Below are 24,239 nucleotides of genomic sequence, written 5' to 3'. Positions count from 1 at the left end.
TAGATTTTAAGTGTTAATAATGTCGTCATCAACAAAATTAGGAAGGGTCACTTTGAGTAAAGGTTCTGTTTCCATAGCGCGTTTAATAGTATCAACAGCGCCTTGGTTTCTTGCCCAACTACGTCTTGAAATGCCATTATTAACATCCCAATGTAACATAGATTTTAACTTTGTTTCCGATGCTTTAGTACCATCAAGTATCATACCAAAACCACCGTTAATTACTTCGCCCCAGCCGACACCTCCGCCGTTGTGAATGCTCACCCAAGTCGCTCCTCTAAAGCTATCGCCAATTACATTTTGTATGGCCATATCAGCCGTAAATTGACTGCCATCATATATGTTAGAAGTTTCGCGATATGGTGAATCTGTTCCTGAGACGTCATGATGGTCACGACCAAGAATAACATGACCAATTTCTCCTTTCTCGATGGCTTTATTAAAAGCTTCGGCAATTTTCATTCGACCTTCAGCATCAGCATATAAAATTCTGGCTTGTGAACCGACAACCAAATTATTATTCATCGCACCTTTTATCCAAGTGATGTTGTCTTGCATTTGTTGCTTAATGTCATCAGTTGCTTTATTTTTTAGCTCTTCTAAAACTTGTGTTGCGATATCATCTGTTTTTTGTAAGTCTTCAGTTTTTCCAGAAGCACAAACCCAACGGAAAGGACCAAAACCATAATCGAAACACATTGGACCCATAATGTCTTGTACATAGCTTGGGTAAGCAAATGCTGCTTCATCATTGTTCAACTGTTTTTTGCTGACCATCTTGCCTTGATCATCTTTATAGATTTTAGCGCCAGCGCGTGAAGCCTCTAATAAAAATGCGTTTCCGTAATCAAAAAAATAAGTTCCTTTTGCAGTATGTTTATTGATGGCATCTGTCTGTCTTCTTAAGCTTTCTTGTACCTTTTCTTTAAATTGATCAGGATCTTTAGCCATCAATTCATTGGCTTCTTCATAACTCAAACCTGCAGGATAATAGCCGCCAGCCCAAGGGTTGTGTAATGAAGTTTGGTCACTTCCTAAATCGATGGTGACATTCGCTTCATCAAAAGCTTCCCATACATCAACAATATTACCTTGATAAGCAATAGAAACAACTTCACCGTTTTCCTTAGCTTTTTTAACGCGTTTGACAAGCTTATCGGTCTCTTCTATCACTTCATCAACCCAATTTTGATCGTGACGAACTTTTGTTGCTTTCGGATTGACTTCAGCACAAACAGTCACACAACCAGCAATATTTCCAGCTTTTGGTTGTGCACCACTCATACCACCAAGTCCAGCAGTGACAAATAATCCGCCTTTTGGAGATTTATTTATTTTTCTAAACCCGTTTAAAACTGTAATTGTTGTTCCGTGAACAATACCTTGTGGTCCAATGTACATATAGCTTCCAGCTGTCATTTGCCCATATTGAGAAACACCAAGCGCATTAAACTTTTCCCAATGATCAGGTTTTGAATAATTAGGAATGACCATTCCGTTGGTGACAACAACACGAGGCGCCAATTCACTTGATGGGAATAATCCCATTGGATGACCAGAATACATGGCTAAAGTTTGCTCGTTAGTCATTTCAGCCAAATATTTCATGGTTAAACGATATTGAGCCCAGTTTTGAAAAACAGCTCCATTTCCACCATAAGTGATAAGTTCGTCCGGATGTTGAGCAACTGCATGATCCAAGTTGTTCTGTATCATCAGCATAATTGCTTTTGCTTGTATACTTTTGCCGGGATATTCATCAATTGGTCGAGCGTAGATTTTATGTTGAGGTTTAAATCTATACATATAAATACGTCCGTATTCTTGTAATTCTTCTTTAAATTCTTCTGCTAAAACTTTGTGGTGTTGAGGTTCAAAATAACGCAAAGCATTTTTAAGAGCAAGTTTTTCATCGTTTGCAGAAAGTGTTTTTTTACGTTTAGGTGCGTGATTGATTTTGTTATTTAAAGCTTGTTTTTCAGGAAGCAGATGTGGGATTCCTTCTAAAATTTCTTCAGAAAATGTCATAGTGTTCAGTTGTTATTGTGTGTTTTTATCAAATCCATAAGGGCAATGTCTGCAACCGCTTTTACAACAATAGCCACGTTTAAGATGATATTGTTCAGTAAAACAGCGATAGCCTTCAGGCGTTAAATAATAATCGCCTTCTTCAGGTGGAATTCTTTTTTTAAAAAAGCTCATAGACAAATTTACAAAATCAAATGTTTATTTGGATTTTGCATGTAATTTTGTGGTGAAATTATAAATTATTGAAACTAAAAAAATAACCCTATCACAAATTTCTTTAAAAATACACCAATTTCTGACAACCTTTTCATAGAGAAGTATAAAGGTGTTGAAATTTACTTAAAACGCGAAGATCAAATTCATCCAGAAGTCTCTGGAAATAAGTTTCGAAAACTGAAATATAATTTAATTGATGTTCGTAAAAATCAGACTGTGTTGACTTTTGGTGGTGCTTTTTCAAATCATATTCTGGCGACGGCAAAAGCCTGTGAAATGTTAAACTTAAATTGTATAGGTGTGATTCGTGGTGATGAATTGGGAGTCGATTTAGAAAAAACTTTGTGTCAAAATGAAACTTTAAGAACTGCAAATGAGGCTGGCATGAAGCTTTATTTTGTATCACGACAGGATTATCGGTTGAAAGATGAAATGCCTTTGTTGCAAAAGCTTTTAGAAGATTTTGATTTACTTGTGATTCCTGAAGGTGGTACAAATGAAAAAGCAATTTTGGGTTGTCAGGAAATTCTTACAGAAGAAGATAAACAATTTGATTACATCGCCTGTGCTTTAGGAACTTCAGGGACATTTGTTGGTTTATTAAAATCATCAGAACCTCATCAACATTTGTTAGGCTTTCCTGCTTTAAAAGGTGATTTTTTTAAAAATGAAATTCAAAAATATACGCAACGTCAAAATTACACGTTAGAAGCACAATATCATTTTGGAGGTTATGCAAAGTATAATAAAGATTTAATAGATTTTATAAATTGTTTTAAGCAAAAATACCAAGTGCAACTTGACCCAATTTATACAGGGAAAATGATATACGGTTTATACGAAATGATAGAGAAAAATCAATTTCAAAAAAATACTCGTATTTTAGCGATTCATACTGGCGGTTTACAAGGAATCGATGGGTTTAATGCTAAATTGCGTTCAAAAAATAACTATGAAATAATATGATGAAAAGAACTCTATTACTCAGTTTATTGGTCATTGCATTTGCGCTTCACTCTTGTGGAGCCAAAAAAAATGCTTCTAAAAAATCAGGAGAAAGACCACAGCCTAAAGAAACTGTTCAAAAACAAGTACCACATCCCGTCTCTGAGAAGGATTATGATGATCCAAAACTCAAGGAAGAAACCAAAGTTGTAGAAGTGCCTGCTCTGTCTGCTGTTGAGCAATATATTTATAATTTTGCAGGAATTGCACAAGAAGAGATGAGACTTTACGGTATTCCGGCGAGTATCACCTTAGCACAAGGTATTTTGGAGTCAGGCAGTGGAAAAGGTGATTTAACACGAAGAAGTAATAATCATTTTGGGATCAAATGTAATGGATGGCAAGGAGAAAAGGTTTACCATGATGATGATACAGCACAAGAGTGTTTCAGAAAATACATCGATCCTAAATATTCATTTAGAGATCATTCATTGTTTTTATATGAGCGTTCACGCTATGCTTTTTTATTTGATTATAAAAGAGATGATTATAAATCTTGGGCGAGAGGTTTAAAGCGAGCAGGTTATGCGACTGATCCTCGTTATCCTCAGAAGTTAATCAGTTTAATTGAACGTTATGATTTGCATAATTATGACCTTCAAGTTATTGGTAAATCCGAAGGGAAAGATTTACCTAGACCAAGAAAAATTACACATGATAAAAATGTACATCATGTTAGAAGTGGTGATACATTATATGGTATTGCAGAAAAATACCATTTATCAGTTGAAAGAATAAAAAAATTAAATAATTTGAAATCAAACCATCTTTCAATTGGTCAAATTTTAAAATTAAAATAAAGTAGATATGATTTACAAAAGAAGTAGTGCTTTGTTTGATGAAGCAAAAAAATACATTCCAGGTGGAGTCAACTCTCCAGTGCGTGCATTTAATGCTGTCGGTGGCGACCCGATTTATATCAAAAAAGCTGAAGGTGCTTATTTGTATGATGAAGACGGGAACAAACTTATTGATTACATCGCCTCTTGGGGGCCGATGATTTTAGGTCATGCTTTTCAACCTGTTGTTGATGCGGTTATTGACAAAACTAAAAAAGGAACCTCTTTTGGAACACCAACTGAAATTGAAACCGAAATAGCTAAATTAGCTGTTGAAATGGTGCCAAATATTGATAAGATTCGTTTTGTTAATTCAGGAACTGAGGCTTGTATGAGCGCTGTAAGATTGGCAAGAGGTTATACAAATCGTGAGAAAATTATCAAATTTGCAGGTTGTTACCACGGACATAGTGATTCGTTTTTAATTCAGGCTGGAAGTGGAGCTGTCACTTTTGGATCGCCAAATTCCCCAGGCGTGACAAAAGGAACTGCTCAAGATACACTTTTGGCAAACTATAACGACCTTGAGAGTGTAGAGAAATTGATTGATGGAAATCCGAAACAAATAGCTTGTATTATTCTTGAGCCAATCGCTGGAAATATGGGATGCATCTCGCCAACAAAAGAGTTTATTGAAGGCTTGAGAGAACTCTGTGATGACAATGATATTCTGTTGATTTTTGACGAGGTGATGACAGGATTTAGACTTGGAAAAGGTGGTGCGCAAGAGTATTTAGGGATTAAAGCTGATATTGTCACTTTTGGTAAAGTGATTGGAGGAGGTTTACCCGTTGGCGCTTTTGCAGCATCGTCTCAAATTATGAATTATTTGGCGCCAGAAGGACCAGTTTACCAGGCAGGAACATTAAGTGGAAATCCATTAGCAATGTCTGCTGGTCTTGCGATGCTAAAAGAATTAAATGCAAATCCAGAGATTTATAAAGAATTAGCTGAGAAAACAGAATATTTACACAAAGGTTTTCAGAAAGTCATTGATGATAGCGGTTTAACAGCTCAAGTTAACCGTGAAGGATCTATGATTTCAGTTCATTTCTGTGAAAACAAAGTCAATGATTTTGAATCTGCTGCAGAAGGAAACAACGAAACTTTTAAGAAATATTTCCATGGCATGTTGAATAGAGGTGTTTATTTACCACCAAGTGCTTTTGAAAGTTACTTCTTAAACAACAAACTATCTTATGAAGATTTAGATGTAACAATTCAAGCTTTTGCTGATTTAGCACCTGAATTAAAATAATAAACAGACAATAATTATTAGAAAAAGCTCCAATTTATTTAAACTGGAGCTTTTTCTGTTTTTATTAACGCTTCTACTATTTATTTAAAATAAATTTAATTGCTATTTTACATGATTAAAAAATATAAATACATCGATATAAAAGCGAAACATGGATGAAGAAAAAGAGAATATTAATAAAAGAGAAGGCCGAAAAGTTACTGGAAGCAAGCAAAATGAAGAAGATGAAAAGGAGAGAATAAGAGAGATTGAAAAAGAAGAGAATCAGGAAGAACATCAAAAAGACTTAGAAGAAAAATCTAAAAGAGTATCTGATGGTAAAGGCTATTCTGATATTTTAAGTCGTGTTATTAATGAAGGCGAGAAAATATTTAATTTAAATAAAGTTTCGGTATTACTAAGCTCAACGATTGCAGGATTAGAAATTGGCTTTAGTTACTTACTCATTTGCGCTTTGTTTTATTTATTGAATGGTAGTGTAGACGAACAGATTATCTATAAGCTTTTTGGTCTTGCTTATCCATTAGGCTTTATTTTAGTGATTTTAGGTAAATCAGCATTATTTACCGAGCAAACTTCAGTTTTGGCATTACCAGTTCTTAATGGTCAGCGAAGCATTTGGGAAATGCTTAAAGTTTGGGGAATCGTAATTTCTGGAAATCTAATCGGCGGTATTTTATTTGTATTGTTTATTGGTGCCACAGCAGATGAATTAAATTTATTTGACCAAAATACCATGTTAAAAATTGGGACTCATGTGATAGATCAAAAGTTTTGGGTTGTTTTCTTAAGTGCTATCTCTGCGGGCTGGTTAATGGGTTTACTCACTTGGCTTTTAAATACAACTGAAGAAATTTTAACAAGAATTGTATTGATATTTCTTATTACAGGTACAATTGGTTTTGTTGGGCTTCATCATAGTATTGTTGGTAACTTAGAGGCTTTTGGTGCTTTGCTTTATTCAGATTCAGTTCATTTCTCAGATTATTTATTATTTCTTCTTTTAGTATTAATTGGAAATGGTATAGGAGGCGCAATTGTTGTTGGATTGTTTAAATATCGAATTTTTGAAATTAATGAGAAATAAAACATGATAACTATTCAAATAGAAATGCTCCAACTTATCATAAATTGGAGCATTTTTTTATTATTAAAAAAGAAAAATTACTTTTTTGGTATATTCTTTAATACTTCAAGTGTTAAGTCCCAAAACTTCTGTGTGCTTGAAATGCTAGCGCGTTCGTCAGGTGAGTGAGCGCCGCGAATTGTAGGTCCAAAAGAAATCATATCCATCTCAGGGTAATGACTTCCAATAATTCCACATTCTAAACCTGCATGGCAAGCTGCAATTTCTGCTTTCTCGCCATTTTGTTTTTGATAGACTTCATCCAAAACAGTTAGTATTTTTGAGTCAGGGTTTGGCGACCAACCTGGATAATCTCCTGTCAACTCAACTTGAAATCCAGCTAAATCAAATCCACTTTTTAGTGAGTTTGCCAAATCATTTTTTGTGCTATCTACTGAAGAACGCGTTAAGCAGTGAATTTCTATTTTTCCTTCTTCAACAGATACTCTTGCAATATTGTTTGATGTTTCTACCAAACCTTCAACGTCAGGACTCATTCTGTAAACACCATTATGAGCTGCGTAAATTGATTTCACAAGTAAATCTTGAACATCAATACTCATCACTTTTGATGGCGTCTCAACTTCTTCATATTGAATCTGAAGATTTGGTTCTAGACTTTTATATTCAGTTTTAATCTCGTTTGCTAAACTCTTAAAATCCTTTTTAAATACATCGAGTTTAGATTTATTAACACTCACAACAGAAACGCTTTCTCTTGGGATCGCATTGCGTAAACCGCCACCATGAATTTCATGGATTCTTATCTGTTGTTTTTCATGAGCTTGGAAAAGAACTCTGTTCTGAAATTTATTAGCGTTTCCTAAACCTTTGATGATATCCATCCCTGAATGACCACCATTCAAGCCATTGACTGTAATCTTCATACCAACAGAATCTTCTGGTGTTGATTCTTCAATATAAAAACGCGTTGCTGAAATATCAACACCACCAGCACAACCAATGCCTATTTCATCATCTTCTTCAGTGTCAAGATTTAAAAGAATATCACCTTTTAATATTGTACTGTCAAGGTTTTTAGCACCAGTCATTCCTGTTTCTTCATCAATCGTAAACAAGGCTTCGATAGTTGGGTGCTCAATGCTATCACTTTCAAGAATAGCCATCATTGTGGCAACACCTAAGCCATTGTCAGCGCCAAGTGTTGTGCCTTTTGCACGAACCCAATCACCATCAACATACATGTCGATGCCTTGTGTGTCGAAATCGAAATCAGTGTCATTATTTTTTTGGTGAACCATGTCGAGGTGAGACTGAAGAACAATCGTTTTTCTGTCTTCTAAACCTTTCGTTGCTGGTTTTTTAATGATAACATTTCCTTCATTATCTTTTAAAGTTTCAAGATTTAAGCTCTTTCCAAAATCTAACATAAACTGAATCACACGTTCTTCTTTTTTAGAAGGACGAGGGACAGCATTTAGTTTTGCGAAATTTGACCAAATTTGCTTCGGCTCCAACTCTTTTATTTCTTTGCTCATCGTCTAAATTTTTATTTGCGAAAATAAGAATTCTAAAACTCTTTCAGATGAGTTTTAAGATTTAAGGTGCCAAAAAAGTAAAGGGTTCAAAAGGAATATTACGACCAATCCAATAAAAAATTATTGTAAAAAATAAAATCATGGGTGTGGCTTTATGGTAAAGAAGATTTTTAGTTTTTTGAGGATAATAATGCTTTCTGAGCATGATAAATCCGTTGTAGGTCAAAACTAGTATTGCTAAAACGATAAGAATGTTATGCTGTAATCCACTGATGATGTTTCCATTAAGAACATCATGGATTGCGCGCTGCGTTCCACAGCCAGGGCAATGTAAACCAGTGAAATAATGGAAAGGACATTGCGGAAAAAAACTAAATTGAGTTGGATTAAAATTCAAATACAGGCTTGAAGCTGCAATAGCAATGAAGCCCAAACCTGTATAAGTGAATATTTTTAAATTTTTGCTCATGATTTAAATATCGTCAGGAACAAAGGCTAAGAAAAATCCTATACCATATATCGCAAAGATAAATAAATAGCCAATAGCTGCGACTGCTAATGAAACGATCCACCAAGTTTTAGCATTTTTAGAAGCTTGTTCGGCGCCAATATAATCACCAGCTATAAATTTTGAGTTGACTTGGCTAGCGTAAACAATACTAACAATGCCTAAGGGTTGGCAGCATAGTAATGTTGAAATAATAGCCATCGCTAAATGGTTATTGGGTGGAGTTGTTGGTTTTTCTAGCATAATTTTCTACTGTAAACTTTGTTGTCTTTCCATTTCTCTTTGGAACTCTTCCATTAAGGCATCACCAGCAAAAGCAAAAAAGAAGACTGCATAACCAATAACTGCTACAAAACTCAGTACTATTGCGACGATCCACCAAGTCTTCGCATTTTTTGAGGCTTTTTGTGCACCTTCATAATCGCCTGCTTGAAATTTTGAATTCACTTGACTAGCATAGACAATGCTGACAATTCCTAGTGGATTACAACACAAAATGGTTGAAATAATAGCCATTGCCAAGTGATTACTAGGCGGTGTTTGCATTTCTTGATTTTCGACATTTAAATTTTCCATGATTTTTAATAATTTAGGATTAGGTGAATTTTTGGAATTTAAAATTAACATTTTTTTTAGATATTCAAAATCTATTACATTTCTTTTTATTAAGAAGTTTTATGCGATTTGATTTTTAACTTTGCAACAAATTAAAAAAATGATTAACACAAAGAGACAAACAGTAAATGCTGTTCTTATTCTTATAGGTGCGGGCTTACTTATTTATGATTTGGTATCCGTAGATGATATCGTTTACATAAAAATAGCAGGATTAGTAATTTTAATGATAGGTCTATACAATTCTACAAAACAATGGGCGTCAGATAATCCGAAGAACAATGATGAAAATGAAGAAAACCTTACAGAAAATCATCTTGAAGAAGACTACAGTATTGAAGATGTACCAGAAGATGAATCTAAATTAAACTAATCATGAAAATTGGTGATTTTGTTGAGTTAATTGATGACGCAATGGTGGCCGAAATCATTGAAATTAAAGAAGATTCTTATGTGATTGAAAGTGAGGATGGCTTTCAGATGGAAGTATCTAAAAATGAAGTTGTCCCTAGGTTAAATCATCTAGATGTTGATTTCAATAAAGCTGATGTCAAACAAAAAATCATTGACGATTTATCTCCAAAAAAGAAAAAATCTAAAAAGGTTTTACGTGAAATTCCTGTGATTGAAGTAGATTTACATATTCATAATTTAACAGATACAACACGACACATGTCTAATTATGAAATGCTTAATATTCAACTTAATGAAGCTCAGCGGAGGATTGATTCTGCAATAAAACATCGTCATAAAAAAATTGTTTTTATTCATGGCGTCGGTCAAGGCGTTCTAAAAGCTGAATTAGAAACATTGTTTAGGCGCTATGATCGAATTACTTATTATGACGCAGATTATAAAACTTATGGAGTTGGTGCTACAGAAATTTATATTTATGACAATTAAATTTCAATAATTTTTCTTTTTAAAGAAGGTTGAAATTATACTTTTCTAAAGATTTTTACTCTGGATTTGCTAAATCTTCTTCTACGCTTGTCTCAATTCTCCCAAGATTAAGTGTTGAAAGTGTGACAGTTTCATCGCTGTTGGTGTTCTTTAAAGTCACATCATTAATCACGATTTGAACTCTAAATTTTCTTGTCACCACATTTGGTTTATACTGATCAATGACTAAACTTTCAGTGATATTAGGGTTGAGGTAATTTGGTACACCTTCAGCATTTGTATCATCAGCCGGATTCAAAATTGGTTCTGGGTTTCCGCTATCAAACGCGTTGATATCTTCATATCGCGTGATGACGCCATCATTGTCATCATCTTCATCTAGATAATTTGGGATACCGTCTCCATCAAAATCAGGATAAATATTTGGATTGTCTTCATTGATAATTTCAACTTCAGTCAAAACATTATCATTGTCATCATCAACATCTAAAAAGTTAGGAATCCCATCTCCATCAGTGTCATCGTCAAAAAGGTCTCCGTTGTTATTGACATCTTCAAGTTCTTTAGGAACGCCATCATTATCATCTTGCTCATAAATTACTAAAGCGATTCTTGCAAATCCGCCAGAAGTACTTGTAAACTCCTCAATAACTTGAGGCACACTTGGTGGTATGTTTTGACAGAAATAATCATTGGAATTTGTAGCAGACGATAAACGTCTGTAATTAATTTTATTAGAAGAGTTTATTTCTATGATTAAATCTTCAGGTGCGTCAAATCCAGTGTAAGATAATTCAAAATCAGCACTTGTAAATTTGAAGGAAACAGCTTCAGCAGTCTCTTGGTCAACATAATGTAACACATACTCATTATTATCCTGACAAATATTAAGTGTTGTTTCTTCTGAAAAATTAAAGTTTGTATAAATGATATCACCATCATCGCATGACATTAAAATCAAACACATCAAAACCAAGACCTTCTTCATGACATTTTTTTTTTCAAAAATATGATATCTATCTTATATAAAATAAGCCTGCTCTCTATATTTTAAAGTATTTTTGCACAAAATGAGTATCCAAATGAAGAAGGTATATTTTGATAATGCAGCAACAACACCAATGCGTGAAGATGTCATTAATTATATGGTTGAATTAATGCAAGATAATTTTGGTAATCCATCTTCAATTCATTCTGTTGGTCGAAAAGCTAAAGCGATGATGGAGTTGAGCCGAAAGAAAATTGCCAAACATCTTGGTGTTAAGTCAAGTGAAATCATTTTTACTTCTGGCGGAACTGAAGCTGATAACATCATTATTCTTGGCGCTGTCAAAGATTTAGGCGTTAAAAGAATTATTACTTCAAAAATTGAACATCATGCAGTGATTAACTCATCTGAATTTATTTCAGAAAAAAGTGGAGTTAAACTTGATTACGTCAGCTTGACCAAAGTAGGTTTAATTGATTACACACACCTTGAGCAATTATTAGCTGAATCTGATGAAAAAACATTGGTGTCTTTAATGCATATCAATAATGAACTAGGTCATATTACAGATATTAAATATGTTGGCGAATTATGTCAAAAATACAAAGCACTATTTCATAGCGATACTGTCCAAAGTTTAGGTTTTTATCCAGTTGATTTTACCGATGTTGCTGTTGATTTTATTACAGCAAGCGCACATAAATTTTATGGACCAAAAGGAATAGGTTTTGCTGTAATCAAAAATCAACCAAAGATCAAACCTCTAATTTATGGTGGTTCTCAAGAAAGAGGTCGTCGTGCTGGTACTGAAAATACTTTTGGTGTTGGCGGAATGGAAAAAGCACTGACTTTGGCTTATGAGAACATGGATAAAGAACATGCACATGTCAAAATGCTAAAAACATATTGCATTGATCTTTTGAAAGAAACTTTCCCGAAAGTTAGAATTAATGGTTTGTCTGGTGATTTTGAAAAAAGCTCACACAAGGTTGTCAATTTTACTTTACCACATCCAAATTTCCAATCGGATATGTTGATTTTACAACTCGATATGCATGGCATTTCTTGCTCAAAAGGAAGTGCTTGCCAAAGTGGAAGTCAGATAGGTTCTTTCGTTTTAAATGAAATTTACGGAGAAAATCAGCACGGCCTTCGTGTTTCTTTCTCAATCAATAACACAAAAGAAGAAGTTGCTTATTTTGTTAAAACATTAAAACAAATTTTAGACTAAAAACGCGTTGAAAGTTTGACATTAAAGACACGCGGGCTCAAGTAATTTGGGACCGCGTATTGATTTTTAGAACTTGCATCTCTTACAAATGTGTTAGTGATGGAGTTCAGTCTGTCGAACATATTGAAGATTTCAAAACCAATATCAACTTTCTCAAAAACATTCAACCATTTTGCTTTGTTTAAATTTTCTTCAGGTTCTTTCAAAGCAAAGAAAAACCCGACATCTACGCGTTGATAATCTGGCAATCGTGTTTGGTAGTTATAAGGATCAGCAAATTTAGGCGAACCGCCTGGTAAACCTGTGTTATAAACCAAATTCAAATAGAGTTTAAGCTTAGGAATATTTGGGACGTAATCCTGAAAAAGAGCAGCAAACTTTAGACGTTGATCCATCGGCCGTGCAATATATTCACTTTTACCGTTTTGCTTTTCTTCTGTTTTAAGATAGCCAAAACTAAACCAGCTTTCTGTCCCAGGAACAAACTCACCATTCAATCTTAAATCCAATCCGTAGGCATAAGCTTCAACATCGTTTCTAGCTCTATATCTGATTCTGACGTTTTCAACAGTGTACGGATTCACGTCCGTCATTTTTTTATAATAAGCTTCAGACACAAGTTTAAAAGGTCTGTCCCACATTTTAAAACTGAAATCATTTCCAGCAACAATGTGTACGGATTCTTGAGCCTTAACTTCTGGTAAAACTCGCCCGGTTGAGTCTCTTAAAGCACGATAAAAAGGAGGTTGATGGTACAAACCGCCAGATAATCTAAAAACCATATCTTTATTCCAATTTGGTTTTAAACTTACCTGAGCTCTTGGGCTGATAATATGTTGGGTTTTACTATTGATTTGATCACCCTTTACTGACCATACTTGGCTTCTAACACCAGCATTAAACCACATTTTAGCTTTGTCAAAGTTTTTTTGGTAACTCCATTGCGCATAAGCTGATATGCGATCGATTTGTGTATTGTTTTTTGCACGAATATCGAAATAAGGAACAATGTCTTCCTCGTAAGGATTATAAGGTTCATTATTTGCAAAGTTTGGATCTAAAGGTCTGATGAAAAAACCAGCTGAATCGATCATTTCATATTCTTGTAATCGATCTCTTATATCTTCATGCTTATAAGCTGCGCCATATTCAATGAGATGATCTTCAACTTTAATTTTTCCTTGATGATTGAAGTTAATAATTAATGCATCGAGTTTGTTTCTCGCGTGCGTATATTGTGCGCCAGCACCTTCTGTAAATTCAACATCACCAAAATCATTATCGCCAAAGCCTGAGTTCACAGCGCCAAGTCTATAATTCGCAATAATATCGTAATATTCTTGTTCTTTTGTGTGATAAATTGATGAGGTAAGCTTTGCAGAATAGTTGTCATTAACTTTGTATGAAGCAGATAAAGCACCGAAATAAGTTTCATATTTGTCTTGCTCTTCCCCTTGATAACCTATGATTAAAGCTTTAGGATCTTGTAGTGTCCCAAAATTTGTTTGTTTTGAATAAGGTTTATAATCATAAGTGTTGATGGCAATATTTCCTAAAAAACTCAATTCAAACTTTTTATTAAATTGGTAAGTTAAATAGGTTTGTGCATCGACAAATCTAGGTTCAAAGTCAGCATCTGTTTGTTTAGCATTGACAAAAAGGCTATTGTCTCGATATCGTAACCCTAAAATCCCTGTCAGTTTTTTGTTTTTAGAAACACCTTCAACAGAAGCACTTCCACCTAATAAGCTCGCTTCAAAACTTCCACCAAAATCAACGGGTCTTCTGTATTCAATATCAAGAACAGAAGATAGTTTATCTCCATATTTCGCTTGAAAACCACCAGCCGAAAAATTAACATTCCTGACTAAATCGGTATTTACAAAGCTCAAGCCTTCTTGTTGTCCACTTCTAACTAAAAATGGTCTATAAACTTCAATGCCATTGACGTAAACTAAATTTTCATCGTAATTTCCGCCACGTACGGCATATTGTGTACTTAATTCGTTATTGGAATTAACGCCAGGTAGAGATTTTAAAATATTTTCAACACCAGGATTTGCTCCAGGAATACGCCTGACAGTTTCAGGTTTTAAAACAGTGACGCCTTCTACACGTGAGCGACCTTCTTGAGTAATCACAACTTCACCTATTTGCTCAATATCAGTTTTTAAGACAAAGTTGAGCTCTCTTGATTCGCCAGCTTCTAAAGTAATTTTAAGTTGAATGGGTTTAAAACCAACATGTGAGACTCGTATTGTGATTTTTTGATTGGCTGGAACTTCAAGCTCATAAAAACCATTTTGATTTGTGCTTGTACCTTCATTTCCAAAAGAAATGTTAGCTGAAGGTATTGTAAGTTGGTTTTCGTCAAAAACGAGACCTTTAATTTCTGCTTTTTGAGCAAATAATAAGCTGTAAAAACAACAGAATATAAGACTAAAGTAAAGTGATTTCAAGAGGTTTTCTTATTTTTTTCGATTAAAATTTGCTTCAAATATACGTGTATTTCCTACTTTATCAGTCACAACAACCTTAAGTTTATTACGTGTATCTGTCACAACATTGTCATTAAAATCGTGAGTGAGTATTTTGGTTTTATAATCATATTCCATCAAGATGAATTTGCCATTAACTGTTGCCCGAAAGGCATCAATACCTGTTTCAGCATCATCAATTTTGAGTTTTAAATATCTGTAGTTCGACATCCATTTTCCGTCTCGGAAATTGATTGGTTTTATTGTCGGCTTTTCATTATCAAATTTTAAACCATAGGTTCCGAAATCTTTGGTGTAAGTAACAAAACGATTTTTCTTCTTCTTTGTATTTGAATAATAATAACTTCCCCAAGGAAATATTTTTGCAATATATAATTTTGATTTATCTTCTTCTGAAAATTCGCTGACATCAAAACCTATTGACATGCTTTTATGAAGTGGCGTCGTATACTCATGAACTTTAATTTCATTAAAGCCAAACTGAATATCGAGATAGGTGTCTTCGTAAAGTGCATTTTTTGGAATATAAATATCAATTTGATTATTATCAAAAGCTGATGCATATTTTGATTGTGCAAAATAAGGGGTTCGTTTTTCTTCAATTTCAGGGAGCTCTGATGGCCTTTTGGTTTCTATAGGAATTTGGATTGTTTTGGTGTTTCCCATATAATCTTTTAAATCAATTCTATAAGTGATGCTTGTGCTATCTTGATCCATTCTTAAAATACCGTCATGATCATTTTTCTGAGCTAAATCAAGATTTAAATTAGGCTGAAGAAACAGCTTTTGAATTCTTTTTTTATACTCTTTTAAAAAAGTATAATCAATCATTCGGTTGATGTATCTTGTCTCTGCAAATGAAAATCTATCAAATTTAGTTTCAAAAATCTTTTTACCATTTTCATATGCTTCAGCTGAGTACAAACCATTCTTATTATAGGCTAAATCAAACTGATCATAAGCATCAAACCCAAAACCAATATCACCAAAAGCATCAAGCGCTTCAGCTTTATAACTATCTTCTCCTATTTTAGAAAGTTTAATTTTTTTACGACTTCGGCTTCCATCGATAATAGATTTTTTGGTGAGAGGATAAGCGTAAAGACCTCTTATTGTCGGTGCTTTTGTGTCTTCTATATCTTCAAAACCAAATAAAAAGGGATTCATAGGTCTTGAATTAGGGTCTCGAATTTCAAAATGTAAATGCGGACCACCGCTAGAACCTGAGTTTCCGCTGTAAGCAATAAGTTCCCCTTGATCAACTTTTATTTTGTCTTTAGCAGGAAACAGTTCGATCGTGTATGACTCTTTTTTGTATTGCGCTTTTTTGACGTATGCTTCAATATCTGGAGCAAAATGGTTTAGATGTGCGTAAACGGTTTGATAACCATTAGGATGTGTGATATATAATGCTTTTCCATAGCCATATCTTTGAATTTTAATTCTGCTGACATAGCCTTCTGCTGAGGCTTTAATAGGGATTTCAGTTCTGCCTTGTGTTTTTATATCCATCCCAGAATGAAAGTGATTCGAGCGCAATTCGCCGAAAGTTCCAGATAAGAGGATGGGTATATCAAGTGGCTTATGAAAGTAATTCTGAGGAACTTCACTCTCAGTTTGACTCATAGCCATTTGATGAAGACATAAAAATAGTATGCCCAAAAAAACTTTTTTCATAGATGGATGCGTTAGACTTTAAAAATATAAAATTTATTTGATTTGTCGTTGTCTCACTGCCTCGAAAATTAGGATGGCAGCAGAAACGGAAACATTCATCGAGTCAATCTGACCTTGCATCGGAATAATGATATTTTGAGTTGACTTATTTCGCCATTCTTGTGTTAATCCCTCTGCTTCAGTACCAACGACAAAGGCAGTTGCTTTGTTATAATCAGCTTTTAAATATGAATTAGAATTCTGAAGTGTTGCTGAATAAATTGAGATTTCATTTTTGTTCAAAAACTCAATAATTTCTGAAGTCTGCCCAACAGCAATTTGATTGGTGAATAAAGTGCCAACACTTGAACGAATGATATTTGGATTATATAAATCTGTTGTTGGGTTTGCAATGATTACTGCATCACAGTTTGCTGCATCTGCAGTGCGCAAAAGTGCGCCGATATTGCCAGGTTTTTCAGGAGCCTCAGCGACTAAAATCAAAGGGTTTTGATGTTCGAATTTTAACTGATCAAGTTGATTTGATTTAGGTTCAACGACAGCGATAATACCTTCAGTTGATCCTCTATAAGCAATTTTTTGATAGATTTTTTCAGAAATACTAAATATTTCAGCTTTAGGGAAATCAATTTCTTGATCAAAAATGTTTTCGCATATAAAGACTTGCTTGAAATTGTAATTTGCATTTTTAGCAAGTTCAATTTCTCTTTTGCCTTCAATGACAAAGCAATTTAACTCTTGTCTTGTTTTACTTTTTTTCTGAAGTTGAACAAGTGTTTTGATTTTTTGATTTTGTAAACTTTCGATGTGTTGCATAAATAAAAAAGCTCCTGTTTTGGCAGGAGCTTTCAAAAATATAAAAAAGAAATTTATTAAATATGAATAACTTCATCATAAGCAGCTGCAACAGCTTCCATGACAGCTTCACTCATCGTTGGGTGTGGGTGAATTGTTTTCAGGACTTCGTGCCCAGTTGTTTCAAGTTTACGACCCAAAACAGCTTCAGCAATCATGTCAGTTACACCAGCGCCAATCATATGACAGCCTAACCATTCACCATATTTTGCATCAAATATAACTTTGACAAAACCATCTTTTGTTCCAGCAGCACTAGCTTTACCAGATGCCGAGAATGGAAATTTACCAATTTTCAATTCATAACCAGCTTCTTTAGCTTGCTTCTCTGTCATACCAACACTTGCAATTTCCGGGCTTGCATAAGTACATCCAGGAATATTACCATAATCAATTGGTTCAACTTTTTGACCAGCAATTTTTTCAACACAAAGGATACCTTCAGCAGAAGCAACGTGAGCTAGGGCAGGACCGTGTGTAATGTCACCAATGGCATAGTAGCCAGGAACATTTGTTTGGTAGTAATCGTTAACAACAACTTTGTCTTTCTCTGTTTTGATACCAACATCTTCAAGACCGATATTTTCGATATTTGTTTTGATACCAACTGCAGATAAAACGATGTCAGCTTCAAGAACTTCTTCGCCTTTTTTCGTTTTGACAGTTGCTTTAACTTTTTTACCAGAAGTATCTAGTTTTTCAACAGAAGAATTCGTCATCACTTTGATGCCTTTTTTCTTATAGATTTTCTGGAATTGCTTTGAAACATCTTCATCTTCAACAGGAACTAAGTTTGGTTGAAACTCAACAATTGTCACTTTTGTTCCCATATCATTATAAAAACTAGCAAACTCGCTACCAATTGCGCCAGAGCCTACAACAATCATAGATTCAGGTTGTTTCTCAAGTGTCATCGCTTCACGATAACCAATCACTTTTTTACCATCTTGAGGTAAGTTTGGTAATTCTCTAGATTTAGCTCCAGTTGCAATAACAATATGATCTGCCTCGTAAGTTTTCTTTTTATCTTTAGAATCGGTGACTTCTACTTTTTTGCCTTTTTTGACTTTTCCGTAACCGTCAATAACATCAATGTTATTTTTCTTCATTAAAAATTGAACACCTTTGCTCATTCCTGATGCAACATCACGGCTTCTTTTCACGACAGCGCCAAAATCTTTATCAGCTTTTCCAACTTTTAGTCCGTAGTCGCTAGCATGATTCAAATATTCAAATACTTGAGCGCTTTTTAGAAGTGCTTTTGTTGGAATACATCCCCAATTTAGACACACACCACCAAGGTTTTCTTTTTCTATGACTGCGGTTTTTAACCCCAGTTGGGAAGCGCGAATCGCTGTTACATATCCTCCAGGACCACTTCCTAAAACAATCAGATCGTATTTACTCATATTGTCAATTTTTAAAATCTAAAATTTGTGCACGAAGTTACGTAATAAGTTTTAAAAGATGAATTTTTTAAGGATGAGTTCATCTTCAAAAAACAAAAAAGTTCTATTATAATTAAAGGTCTAATTGGTGTTCTTCAAGAGATTTATCTTGTTGCACCATATCTTCTTTTAAGTTTTGATAAGTGTCAGTCCTCAAACTATTAGCTTCAGTTGCTGGTAGGATGACAACTCTAAAAATTTGATTATTTGTAAATTCAGGGCCTAAGGCATCTAAATTAACATTACCATCAAGAAAAATGTTGACATCAAAAAAAGTATGATTAAAGTTGTAAGAAACTTGATCGCCAAAGTCTAAATAAAAAGTTTGTGGCAATGGTGACCATACATCTACAGGACCAGTAGGGTCGCTGATTTGGCTTTCTAATAAATAAACTAAGACAACATCTGTTTCGAAAACCTCCACAGATAATGGAAACTCTGAAACAGCGCTATAATTGTTTTGAGGATTAAAATTCACTTCAATGTCATAAACATGACCAATTTCAGAATCGCCACCACTTCCTGGAGGTCCTGGAGGACCAACTGGTCCACGATCTCCTTCACATGCGATAAACGCAAAGGCAATAGTAAAAAGTACAAATATTTTTTTCATAATTATTGATTTTTAAAATTTAAACTGACAGAGTTAACACAATAACGTTTACCAGTTGAGGTTGGGCCATCATCAAAAATATGACCGATATGTCCACCGCAATTACTACATAAAATTTCGATTCTCATCATTCCTAGTGATGTATCTTTCTTGTATTCGATAGCGCCATCAACTGAACTATCAAAACTTGGCCAACCACAATTGCTTTCAAATTTTGAATTGCTATTAAATAAAACAGCATCACATGCTTTGCAATGATACTTTCCATCATCAAAATGTGTATTATATTTTCCAGAGAAAGGCGGTTCAGTGCCTTGCTCTCTTAAAACGCGATATTCCTCTTTCGTCAGTTTTTCTTTCCAATTTTTTTCTTCCATTATTTTGAATTTTCTTGATCAGTTATAAATTTCATTGCAACTCCATTGATACAATGGCGCTTACCTGTTGTTTCTTTTGGACCATCATTAAAAACGTGCCCAAGGTGACTTCCGCATTTTGCACAAATTACTTCTTGTCTTTGGTAGCCTAGCTTCCGATCAGTTTTTAATTTAATATTGCCTTCGACAGGTCTGTCGAAACTCGGCCAGCCTGAACCTCTGTCATATTTATGCTTTGCTTTGTAAATGGGATTTTTACATGCAGCACAAACAAAAGTTCCTGATTCATCAATTTGATTGAGAGGACTTGAGTTTCTAGGCTCAGTTGCAGACTTTCTTAAAACCTGATATTCTGCGGGAGTTAGTTCTTTTTTCCATTCAGCTTCTGATTTTGTAATTTCAAACTCTGAAGCTTCTGATTTATTACTATCATTTTGTGCTTTGGAATCACATGAATAAAGTCCGATTGTCAATAATGTTAAAAGTAAATATTTCATTTTTAGCATAAAGTTAAGGCTTATCATTTGTTTCTATTTTTAAAAAATATCTAAATTTGACTTAAACATAAACAACAACCATGAAAAAATTAATCATTGTCTCTGTTCTCGCTCTATTGTTCACAAATTGTGCCGAGAATCCATTTACAGGTAAAAAAACTTTAGCACTTGTCCCTAATAATGAAATCTTGCCAATGGCATTTCAACAATACGATCAAGTATTAAAAGAAAGTAAAGTCGTTAATGGAACAAAAGAATCTAAAATGATTAAAGAAGTTGGCCGTAAAATAACGCTTGCAGCTGAAAAATGGCTTGATGCAAATGGATATAAAAATTATACAGACAATTATCAATGGGAATATAATCTTATCGAAAGCGAACAAATTAATGCGTGGGCAATGCCAGGCGGAAAAGTTGCATTTTACTCTGGAATATTGCCTGTCGCCGAATCTGAAACTGGGATTGCAACAATTATGGGACACGAGGTTGCCCACGCTTTAGCTAATCACGGTCAACAACGTATGAGTGCAGGAACATTACAAGAAACTGTTGGTGCTGTTGGTGCAGCCGCGCTTAGTGGTGAAGATGCTGAGAAACAAGAAGTTTTTAATGTTGCTTACGGAATGGGAAGTCAAGTTTTAGTGATGTTACCATTTAGCCGTAAACATGAAACTGAAGCTGATAAAATTGGTTTAACACTCATGGCGATGGCTGGTTACGATCCCGCTGAAGCACCTAATTTATGGATACGCATGTCTGAAGCAAGTGGAGGTGGTGGACAACCAGAATTTTTGAGCACTCACCCTTCGAATGAAACAAGAATTAACAATTTGACTAAATGGGCAGAGGAAGCAAAACAGACTGCTAGACAGTTTGGTGTAACATCTTTTAAATAAGATTTTGTTACAAAAAGGTCATCCCAAATTATTAAATGCCTGGGCGTTTTACGACTGGGCTAATTCTGTTTATAGCCTTGTCATTTCGTCAGCTATTTTTCCAATTTTTTATGGTGCTTTAACTTTGGTCAAAAATAGTGATGGAGAAGTCATTAATGATCAAGTTGAATTTCTTGGTTATTCTTTTAACAATAATGCTCTGATTGGCTATATCACGGCTTTTGCTTTTTTGATCATTTCAGTTTTAAGTCCTCTTTTAAGTGGAATTGCAGATTATAGTGGCAGTAAGAAGTTTTTCATGAAGCTATTCTGCTATGTTGGCGCAGCAGCTTGTATAGGCTTGTATTGGTTTGATTTAGAAAACCTTTGGTTTGGCCTGTTGTGTTATCTTTTAGGCCTAATTGGGTTTTGGGGAAGTATTGTTTTTTACAACTCATATTTGCCAGATATTGCTTTTAAAAATCAACAAGATAAAGTCAGTGCAAAAGGTTTCTCTTTAGGTTACATAGGAAGTGTAATTTTACTTCTTGTCTGTTTGAGTATGATTTTAGGCTACGAGTTTTTTGGTTTTGAATCTGAAAATATGCCGACAAGATTGTCTTTTGTTTTAACGGGAGTTTGGTGGATAACCTTCAGTCAATATACATTTTATCATTTGCCAAAACCTGAAGCAAAAGGAAAAATGACGTCTCGCTTATTTTTTCACGGTTTTAAAGAGTTAAAATTAATTTTTAAAAAAGTAAGAGAATCAGTTGCTCTTGAACGTTATTTGGTTGCTTATTTTGTTTATAGTATGGCTGTGCAAACCATCATGTTAATCGCAACATATTTTGGTGTTGAAGAAATTGATTGGGCTGAAGGTGAAGCGACACAAGGTTTGATTGTGAGCATTTTATTGATTCAACTAGTGGCGATTCTAGGTGCATTTTTAGCTTCACGTTTAGCAGGAAAAATAGGAAATATTAAAGTTTTAATCGCTTTAAATATCATTTGGGTTGGGATTTGTATTTATGCCTTTTTTATGGAAACACCAGTAGAGTTTTACGTCGCTGCTTTTTTTGTAGGTTTAGTAATGGGAGGAATTCAGTCTTTATCACGATCAACTTATTCCAAGTTTTTACCAGATAATGCAGTTGATACAACTTCTTACTTTAGTTTTTACGATGTTTCTGAAAAGGTCGGCATTGTGATAGGAATGATTTTTTATGGTGTTTCAGCACAATTGACAAGCAGTTTAAGATATTCAATTATCTATTTAGCAATTTTCTTTATTGCAGGAATACTACTTCTTTTAAGGGTTCCTCGTCAGAAAATTAATCATCAAACATAGATGACATAATTGTTTTAATACCTCTAAACATCAAAAACATAGCGCCAGCACAAACAAGAAATGAAAAAATTAAGACAGGCCAATAAAGTGGTTTGTCTTGATTGCTAAAAGCGCTGTACATAATTGTTGGGCCTAAAAAAAATAGGGGCAATGCGCCTGCTAAAAATTTTATGCCTTTAAACAGTTTGTCTTTATTAGTGTGCCTCATTGTCAATTGCTTTTCGAACACTGCCGTGTTTTCTGAGTAATTCTTCTGATGTTGATAAGTCCAAATTTAAGGCTTCTGAAATCATTTTTGACCCGCGTTCAATCAATTTTTGGTTGGAAAGTTGCATATCAACCATTTTATTGTTTTTCACTCGACCGAGTTTGATCATCACAGAAGTGCTGATCATATTTAAAACCATTTTCTGAGCTGTACCTGCTTTCATGCGTGAACTTCCTGTAATAAATTCAGGACCAACAATCACTTCAATAGAAAAATCTGAAAATTGACTTACCGGTGAATTTTTGTTACAAGTGATGCAAGCTGTTACAATTTCTTTATTTTGGCAATCTTCTAAACCGCCGATGACATAGGGCGTTGTGCCTGATGCAGCGATGCCGATGACAACATCGAGCTGATCAATTTTATAATCTTCAAGATCTTTAATGGCTTGTTTTTTATCATCTTCTGCATTTTCAACAGCTATACGGATTGCCTCATCACCACCAGCAATAAGTCCGATGACCATATTAGAATCAACACCAAAAGTTGGTGGACATTCACTGGCGTCTAAAATGCCTAATCTTCCACTTGTCCCAGCGCCGATATAAAATAAGCGACCACCTTTTTCAAGTTTTTCGCTGATGACATCAACAAGTTTTGAGATGATTGGGATTTGCTTCTGAACGGCTAAGGCTACTTTTTGATCTTCATTATTAATGTTGGTTAACATTTCTGTTGTTGACATTTTTTCAATGTCATTGTAAAGGGAATTTTGTTCGGTAATTTTTATAAAATCGCTCATTTAATTTCGTAATTCAGATGATCGGTTTCTGAAAGGCTAAAATAGCCAAAAATATAGTCTTCTGGATTGTCTTGATCAACAATGTTTCCTCTAACAGTTGCTGGCTGTGTTTGAAAAGGACCACCAGCAGCACCGGCTTGGTCAAGCAGAACTTCCAAATAGTTATAATATGTATCAGAAATTCCGTGAGCTCTTATTTTAAGTGTATCGCCAATCTCAAGATCTTCTTCTGTGTAATAAGCAAAAATTGTGTTTCCATCGTTAAACTCATCATCAAAAATAGAAAAAGTTGGAAAGGCCAGATAGTCAACATCAAAAGTGTACAAATAAAAATTTTCAATATTGGCAGGATCTTTATAATAAACTTTCACTTCAATATCTTCTCCAGTGAAACCACCATCCTTAATTTGTTGGATGGAATCAATAGATGAAACTGACTTCAGTTTTTCTGTCGCTTTGAAGCTTCTGTTATCAACATTTACTGAAAGAGTATATTCATTTTCTAGTTGAGGTTGAAAATTGTCTGTGATATAAATACCGTCTTCGTCTGCATCTGTAAATGTAAAAATCTGATTGTTTTCATCGGTAATTTCAACCAGAGCATCGGTGACAGGTACAGCAGCATTTTCATAAAAACCTCGTGTTCTTGAAATTTTTATTTGTTGTTCACTTCCGTCAGTTCCTTTTTGCCATTTAATGGCAGCATCAATGACAAGCCGAGGTTTTGCAGTTGCAAGATCAACATCAACAGTATCAATACAGCTTGTGAAAAATAAACTGATAAATATTAAACCGATATATTTAGAAATTGTATTTGTCATT

At 34.4% G+C, this 24,239-nt stretch carries 26 protein-coding genes; 9 read left to right on the top strand and 17 right to left on the bottom strand.

Annotated elements, in window-relative coordinates; all coding sequences use genetic code 11:
- Positions 1-6: 6 nt before the first annotated feature.
- Together BLV84_RS05110 and BLV84_RS12495 are read right to left on the bottom strand one after the other, a co-directional pair.
- On the bottom strand, positions 7-2,028 hold the full coding sequence (locus BLV84_RS05110) for a urocanate hydratase (RefSeq protein WP_093240812.1): 2,022 nt from the start codon (positions 2,026-2,028) through the stop codon (positions 7-9).
- Between the two features lie 12 nt (positions 2,029-2,040).
- Positions 2,041-2,202 carry a C1orf53 family protein gene (locus tag BLV84_RS12495; protein WP_159429392.1) on the bottom strand — a complete coding sequence of 54 codons (162 nt, stop codon included), beginning with the start codon at positions 2,200-2,202 and terminating at the stop codon, positions 2,041-2,043.
- Positions 2,203-2,292: 90 nt separating this feature from the next.
- On the opposite strand from BLV84_RS12495, the gene BLV84_RS05105 reads away from it, so the two are divergent.
- From BLV84_RS05105 to BLV84_RS05090, 4 genes are all read left to right on the top strand, one after another.
- On the top strand, positions 2,293-3,210 hold the full coding sequence (locus BLV84_RS05105) for a 1-aminocyclopropane-1-carboxylate deaminase/D-cysteine desulfhydrase (RefSeq protein WP_093240808.1): 918 nt from the start codon (positions 2,293-2,295) through the stop codon (positions 3,208-3,210).
- Positions 3,210-4,049: a glucosaminidase domain-containing protein gene (locus tag BLV84_RS05100; RefSeq protein ID WP_093241137.1), complete on the top strand. Its 840-nt coding sequence runs from the start codon at positions 3,210-3,212 to the stop codon at positions 4,047-4,049. The genes BLV84_RS05105 and BLV84_RS05100 overlap by 1 nt, the downstream gene beginning before the upstream one ends.
- Positions 4,050-4,056: 7 nt before the next feature.
- On the top strand, positions 4,057-5,346 hold the full coding sequence (hemL, locus tag BLV84_RS05095; RefSeq protein ID WP_093240804.1) for a glutamate-1-semialdehyde 2,1-aminomutase: 1,290 nt from the start codon (positions 4,057-4,059) through the stop codon (positions 5,344-5,346).
- Positions 5,347-5,497: 151 nt separating this feature from the next.
- Complete coding sequence (locus BLV84_RS05090; protein ID WP_200796258.1) at positions 5,498-6,433, top strand: formate/nitrite transporter family protein; 936 nt, start codon at positions 5,498-5,500, stop codon at positions 6,431-6,433.
- A gap of 77 nt (positions 6,434-6,510) precedes the next feature.
- On the opposite strand, the gene BLV84_RS05085 is transcribed toward BLV84_RS05090, so the two are convergent.
- The 4 genes from BLV84_RS05085 to BLV84_RS05070 form a co-directional block, all read right to left on the bottom strand.
- Positions 6,511-7,971, bottom strand: a complete 1,461-nt coding sequence (locus BLV84_RS05085; protein ID WP_093240800.1) for an aminoacyl-histidine dipeptidase — start codon at positions 7,969-7,971, stop codon at positions 6,511-6,513.
- A gap of 61 nt (positions 7,972-8,032) precedes the next feature.
- Positions 8,033-8,440, bottom strand: coding sequence for a DUF2752 domain-containing protein (locus BLV84_RS05080; RefSeq protein WP_093240796.1), 408 nt, complete (start codon positions 8,438-8,440; stop codon positions 8,033-8,035).
- Between the two features lie 3 nt (positions 8,441-8,443).
- A complete protein-coding gene (locus BLV84_RS05075; RefSeq protein ID WP_093240792.1) occupies positions 8,444-8,722 on the bottom strand; it encodes a CD225/dispanin family protein in 279 nt (92 codons plus the stop codon).
- Between the two features lie 6 nt (positions 8,723-8,728).
- Complete coding sequence (locus BLV84_RS05070; protein WP_234953098.1) at positions 8,729-9,106, bottom strand: CD225/dispanin family protein; 378 nt, start codon at positions 9,104-9,106, stop codon at positions 8,729-8,731.
- Positions 9,107-9,194: 88 nt separating this feature from the next.
- On the opposite strand from BLV84_RS05070, the gene BLV84_RS05065 reads away from it, so the two are divergent.
- Both BLV84_RS05065 and BLV84_RS05060 read left to right on the top strand, forming a co-directional pair.
- On the top strand, positions 9,195-9,467 hold the full coding sequence (locus BLV84_RS05065) for a hypothetical protein (RefSeq protein WP_234953097.1): 273 nt from the start codon (positions 9,195-9,197) through the stop codon (positions 9,465-9,467).
- Between the two features lie 2 nt (positions 9,468-9,469).
- Positions 9,470-9,997, top strand: coding sequence for a Smr/MutS family protein (locus BLV84_RS05060; protein WP_093240789.1), 528 nt, complete (start codon positions 9,470-9,472; stop codon positions 9,995-9,997).
- Between the two features lie 55 nt (positions 9,998-10,052).
- Here the strand turns inward: BLV84_RS05060 and BLV84_RS05055 are convergent, their stop codons facing one another.
- The gene (locus BLV84_RS05055) at positions 10,053-10,985 is read right to left on the bottom strand and encodes a hypothetical protein (protein WP_093240784.1); all 933 of its coding nucleotides are present in this window, start codon (positions 10,983-10,985) and stop codon (positions 10,053-10,055) included.
- A gap of 94 nt (positions 10,986-11,079) precedes the next feature.
- Between BLV84_RS05055 and BLV84_RS05050 the strand changes: the two genes are divergently transcribed.
- Positions 11,080-12,216: a cysteine desulfurase family protein gene (locus BLV84_RS05050; protein WP_093240780.1), complete on the top strand. Its 1,137-nt coding sequence runs from the start codon at positions 11,080-11,082 to the stop codon at positions 12,214-12,216.
- Here BLV84_RS05050 and BLV84_RS05045 read toward each other — a convergent pair.
- The 7 genes from BLV84_RS05045 to msrB (BLV84_RS05015) form a co-directional block, all read right to left on the bottom strand.
- Complete coding sequence (locus tag BLV84_RS05045) at positions 12,213-14,675, bottom strand: TonB-dependent receptor (RefSeq protein ID WP_093240776.1); 2,463 nt, start codon at positions 14,673-14,675, stop codon at positions 12,213-12,215. The two genes, BLV84_RS05050 and BLV84_RS05045, sit on opposite strands and share 4 nt — an antisense overlap.
- Positions 14,676-14,684: 9 nt before the next feature.
- On the bottom strand, positions 14,685-16,391 hold the full coding sequence (locus BLV84_RS05040) for a M23 family metallopeptidase (protein ID WP_093240773.1): 1,707 nt from the start codon (positions 16,389-16,391) through the stop codon (positions 14,685-14,687).
- Between the two features lie 33 nt (positions 16,392-16,424).
- Positions 16,425-17,207, bottom strand: coding sequence for a TrmH family RNA methyltransferase (locus BLV84_RS05035; protein WP_093241128.1), 783 nt, complete (start codon positions 17,205-17,207; stop codon positions 16,425-16,427).
- A gap of 56 nt (positions 17,208-17,263) precedes the next feature.
- Positions 17,264-18,655 (bottom strand): dihydrolipoyl dehydrogenase, encoded by a 1,392-nt coding sequence (gene lpdA / locus BLV84_RS05030; RefSeq protein WP_093240769.1) that lies wholly within the window; start codon positions 18,653-18,655, stop codon positions 17,264-17,266.
- Positions 18,656-18,767: 112 nt separating this feature from the next.
- Positions 18,768-19,307, bottom strand: a complete 540-nt coding sequence (locus tag BLV84_RS05025) for a hypothetical protein (RefSeq protein WP_093240766.1) — start codon at positions 19,305-19,307, stop codon at positions 18,768-18,770.
- Positions 19,308-19,309: 2 nt separating this feature from the next.
- Positions 19,310-19,684 carry a peptide-methionine (R)-S-oxide reductase MsrB gene (msrB, locus tag BLV84_RS05020; protein WP_093240762.1) on the bottom strand — a complete coding sequence of 125 codons (375 nt, stop codon included), beginning with the start codon at positions 19,682-19,684 and terminating at the stop codon, positions 19,310-19,312.
- Complete coding sequence (gene msrB / locus BLV84_RS05015; protein ID WP_093241125.1) at positions 19,684-20,181, bottom strand: peptide-methionine (R)-S-oxide reductase MsrB; 498 nt, start codon at positions 20,179-20,181, stop codon at positions 19,684-19,686. Before msrB (BLV84_RS05015) ends, msrB (BLV84_RS05020) begins: the two co-directional genes overlap by 1 nt.
- Before the next feature lie 80 nt (positions 20,182-20,261).
- Between msrB (BLV84_RS05015) and BLV84_RS05010 the strand changes: the two genes are divergently transcribed.
- Both BLV84_RS05010 and BLV84_RS05005 read left to right on the top strand, forming a co-directional pair.
- Complete coding sequence (locus tag BLV84_RS05010) at positions 20,262-21,077, top strand: M48 family metallopeptidase (RefSeq protein ID WP_093240758.1); 816 nt, start codon at positions 20,262-20,264, stop codon at positions 21,075-21,077.
- A 4-nt stretch (positions 21,078-21,081) separates the two neighbouring features.
- Positions 21,082-22,407 carry an MFS transporter gene (locus BLV84_RS05005; RefSeq protein ID WP_234953096.1) on the top strand — a complete coding sequence of 442 codons (1,326 nt, stop codon included), beginning with the start codon at positions 21,082-21,084 and terminating at the stop codon, positions 22,405-22,407.
- Here BLV84_RS05005 and BLV84_RS05000 read toward each other — a convergent pair.
- The 3 genes from BLV84_RS05000 to BLV84_RS04990 are packed head-to-tail and all read right to left on the bottom strand — an operon-like array spanning position 22,391 to position 24,238.
- Complete coding sequence (locus BLV84_RS05000; RefSeq protein ID WP_093240750.1) at positions 22,391-22,615, bottom strand: DUF6095 family protein; 225 nt, start codon at positions 22,613-22,615, stop codon at positions 22,391-22,393. The genes BLV84_RS05005 and BLV84_RS05000 overlap by 17 nt on opposite strands.
- A complete protein-coding gene (murQ, locus tag BLV84_RS04995; protein ID WP_093240745.1) occupies positions 22,602-23,417 on the bottom strand; it encodes an N-acetylmuramic acid 6-phosphate etherase in 816 nt (271 codons plus the stop codon). The genes BLV84_RS05000 and murQ overlap by 14 nt, the downstream gene beginning before the upstream one ends.
- Positions 23,414-24,238 carry a DUF4249 domain-containing protein gene (locus BLV84_RS04990; RefSeq protein WP_093240741.1) on the bottom strand — a complete coding sequence of 275 codons (825 nt, stop codon included), beginning with the start codon at positions 24,236-24,238 and terminating at the stop codon, positions 23,414-23,416. The genes murQ and BLV84_RS04990 overlap by 4 nt, the downstream gene beginning before the upstream one ends.
- Between the last annotated feature and the right edge of the window lies 1 nt (position 24,239).

This window comes from Psychroflexus halocasei (genome assembly GCF_900107595.1).
GTDB lineage: Bacteria > Bacteroidota > Bacteroidia > Flavobacteriales > Flavobacteriaceae > Psychroflexus > Psychroflexus halocasei.
Note: the sequence above shows the minus strand (reverse complement) of the source record. Positions and strands in the feature narration are given on the sequence as shown.